Consider the following 3,216-nt stretch of genomic DNA (forward strand, 5'->3'; position numbering starts at 1 on the left):
TTTTCCCAGGGTGCTGGCATCAATCCCCAGTGAACGGGCGACCTTAACAACCCGCTGCTGATGGAGAACAACTTGTTGAACCGCTTCCAGCTTAAATTCAGCGGAATATTGATGTTGGGTGGGTTTCAATTTCATCGTCACACCTCATTGTCATGTTAATAACATTAGCAGGCTTTTGACGTGTCCGAGATCCTTATACCACTACACACACTAATACACTTTATTAAACCCACGTTGGTTACCATCCTCTTTTCCTTATTATCGCATCAATAGCTCCTGAAAATACAGCTCCTGCTCCGTTGAATAGTGTGCCAGTCAAACCAGCTCCACCTCCGTGTCTTGCCCATTCTGATACCGCCTGCAAATGGGCTGTTGTATTAGAAATATTTCCGTTTTCCACCTGACGACTGATGTTTGCGTATCTAGCAGCATGTTCAGATGTTAGTATCGAATCACCATGGCTAGCTAGATTTTCATTAACCCCTCTAAGAAGTTGAGTGAAGGTTCCCTCTCCATTTTTACTGTTTCCTAATGCACGGGAAAGTTGTTGGCGAGGAGCGGATGAAGAAGACAACGGGATGTTTCCTCTGGTCATTGAATGAATCATCGTTTGTTTTGCTTCCTCCACGAAGCCAGTAGTCACTCTAGCTTCCCCAACCGGTCCCCCACCACGTAGCCGCAGTGGTGGTTCAGTTAGATTTTGTAGACTTGCTCCTTGAGGTGTTGTTCTCTCTGCACTATTTGTTGTTGCGATATTAACCCCCTCCGTCTGTGTAGTGACATTATAATTTCCCTTGTTTTTCATTGCTCCCCGGATCCCTTGTCCGGCACTTATGCCCAGACCTGCAAGCCCCGTAGCCATCGATACCCAGCCCAGCGCTGAAGAAGCCGCCGGATTGACGTCTTCTGTTGCCCCGGAGGCAATAGCTGTAACATCCGCCACAACCCCTAGAGCACCCACAGTCAGTGATACCGCCGACGCTGACCCTATCGCGGCTGTCACCGCCCCCGCTGTTGATATTGATGCTCCCGTAGCCACCCCGGCGGTCACCGCAGTACCTATCGCTGCAGCTACCACCGACAGCCCTCCTGTTACCACAGCCCCCAGAATGCCCAGTATGCCAAGCCCAATTCCCGCCCAGCCTGCCGCACTTATATGTCCCGACGGGTCAGTGAAATTCACCGGATCGCCCGCGCAGTAGGCATACGAATTGATGCCTCCTGCCCCGAACGGGCTCAGGCTGTCCGGACAGTTAAAGCGCATCAGTACGGGGTTATAGGCTCGGTAGCCGTTTCCCAGATGGTATGTGCCGCTCACTGGGTCGGCGCGTTCGCCGTTAAAGCTCGGTAGACCGTCTTCCGGCCCTCCATTACCGTACGGCGACCAGGCATGTTGTTCACCTTCTTTCTGACTAGTATCACGCGACCATAGCAGGCTGTCGTGATGATCGCCCGCCGTCAGCATCAGGCTCGCGTCTTCGCTCACTCCCAGTGTGGCGTGCCCCGACTTTATCCAGCGCCTTTCCTTGCCCTGCGCCGTCAGCACCTCGTTCACCAGCTCATCAGCACGGTAGTAGAGCTGCCGGGTGTCACTGTCGCTGACATGCTGACTCACCAGCCGGTCCAGAGCATCATAGCCGTAGATCCCTCCGCTGATGCCTTGCCCGCTGACGCTGACCAGCCTGCCGGTGGCGTCATAGCCCAGCGTACGGCCCGCTTCATCCCGCGTCATGCGCCCATCTGCGTCATATTCCAGAGTGATGGTCTGCGGGTAGCCGGTATGTGTGTGACTCACTGACGTCAGCTGCGTCGGGTCAGCCACATTTCTATAGTGATACGTCGCCGTATCGCTGCTGCCGTCAGCCAGCGTGGTAGTGACGGTGGTCAGGTTGTTCAACGCGTCATACTGATAAGCCTGTGCCGTCATCGCATGTCCATACGCATCCTGTGGCAAAGCGCTTCCTGCCACCGTATACTCCGTCAGGCGGTTGCGGGTATCGTAGCGGTACTGTTCCTCTTTGGCCGTGCTACCCTCCCGCTGCGTGCTACGGGTAGCCAGCAGGCCGTTCTTCTGCCAGGTCTGCGAGACTGTGAGCGTAACCCCAGTGTTGTCGGTAACGGTACGGCTGGTTTCCCAGCCAAAATCGTCGTACGACAACACCGTAGTCAGCGTGGACTGCATGGCGCTGTCTGTCCTGTCTGTCACCATCTGTCGGCTCAGGCGACCCAGCGCATCGTACTGCAAGCTAGCCGTCAGGGCCTCATCCGTAATTGCCGTTACACGACCGTGAGAGTCCCGGCTATACGCTGTCTGTGTGCCGGTAATATCGGTGTAGATCACCGGCTCACCGGCCAGCGTGCGGTTGTAAGATGCTTTACGGGTAGCACCTTCCAGAGTAAACGTCTCCCCCTTCAGGTTGCCGGAAGGATCCCACACATTCTCGTTCTTTGTTTCACCTTCCTGCGCCGTCAGCAGCTCTCCGGTACAGCTGTCGTAGCTGAACGTTTGCGTCACGTCGTTCGCTGTCAGGCTGTTCACCACGTTGCCAAGTTCGGGAATATAGGTGTACTGCAGTGTTTTTCCTGAAGGCTGCGTCACCGCAGAAGGTACCGGAGAGGCTCGGTCGTAAACATATGTGGTGGTTCTCCCGCCGCTGATGCGCTCAATCACCCGACCCAGACTGTCGAACGTCTGCGTACCCAGTTGCCAGGTCTGTGTCTGGCCGTCTGCATCTGGACCCGTCACGCTGATGCCGGCAACTTGATTACCAATAAGGTGAGGCGCGTATGTACGTGTCACCGTACTGCCGTCCGGCAGGGTCTGAGTCAGAACACGACCGTATGCGTCGTAGGTTCGCGTCGTTTTATTGCCCAGTTCGTCAGTTTCCAGTCGTAGTCGACTTAGGCCGTCCCACCCATAGCGGCGAACGCCCTGCGCCTGACCGGTGGTATCCGTACGGGTATCCGTGAGCGGCAGGCGGCTCCGTTTATCAAAAACGGTTGTGATTTTCCCTGTGTTAAGGTTCTCACCGCTTGCGCTGCCCTGCTTAGATACGGTACGGGTTAGAACCACGGGGTCAGTATCCTGCAGATTTTTCGTGCCGTCAGAGAACATTTGCTCGCTAACCATACCCCAGCCATCGCGTGACACGGCCATGTTAATGTTGTAATGCTCTGACAAACCAGTCAGCCAATCGCTGCCAGTGCCAGAAGCAA

General features: G+C 55.3%; 3 protein-coding genes. 1 reads left to right on the forward strand and 2 read right to left on the reverse strand.

What is annotated here, in order from left to right; genetic code table 11:
- Positions 1-135, reverse strand: a 135-nt coding sequence (locus tag AB204_RS24000) for a transposase (RefSeq protein ID WP_152671547.1), incomplete at its 3' end; no start/stop codon positions are given.
- 103 nt (positions 136-238) lie between these two features.
- The gene (locus AB204_RS23545) at positions 239-1,795 is read right to left on the reverse strand and encodes an RHS repeat-associated core domain-containing protein (RefSeq protein WP_235428099.1); all 1,557 of its coding nucleotides are present in this window, start codon (positions 1,793-1,795) and stop codon (positions 239-241) included.
- A 36-nt stretch (positions 1,796-1,831) separates the two neighbouring features.
- Here AB204_RS23545 and AB204_RS24005 point away from each other — a divergent pair, with 36 nt between their 5' ends.
- On the forward strand, positions 1,832-2,587 hold the full coding sequence (locus AB204_RS24005) for a hypothetical protein (RefSeq protein ID WP_411354722.1): 756 nt from the start codon (positions 1,832-1,834) through the stop codon (positions 2,585-2,587).
- Positions 2,588-3,216 lie beyond the last annotated feature (629 nt).

Origin of the sequence: Xenorhabdus khoisanae (genome assembly GCF_001037465.1) — a bacterium.
GTDB lineage: Bacteria > Pseudomonadota > Gammaproteobacteria > Enterobacterales > Enterobacteriaceae > Xenorhabdus > Xenorhabdus khoisanae.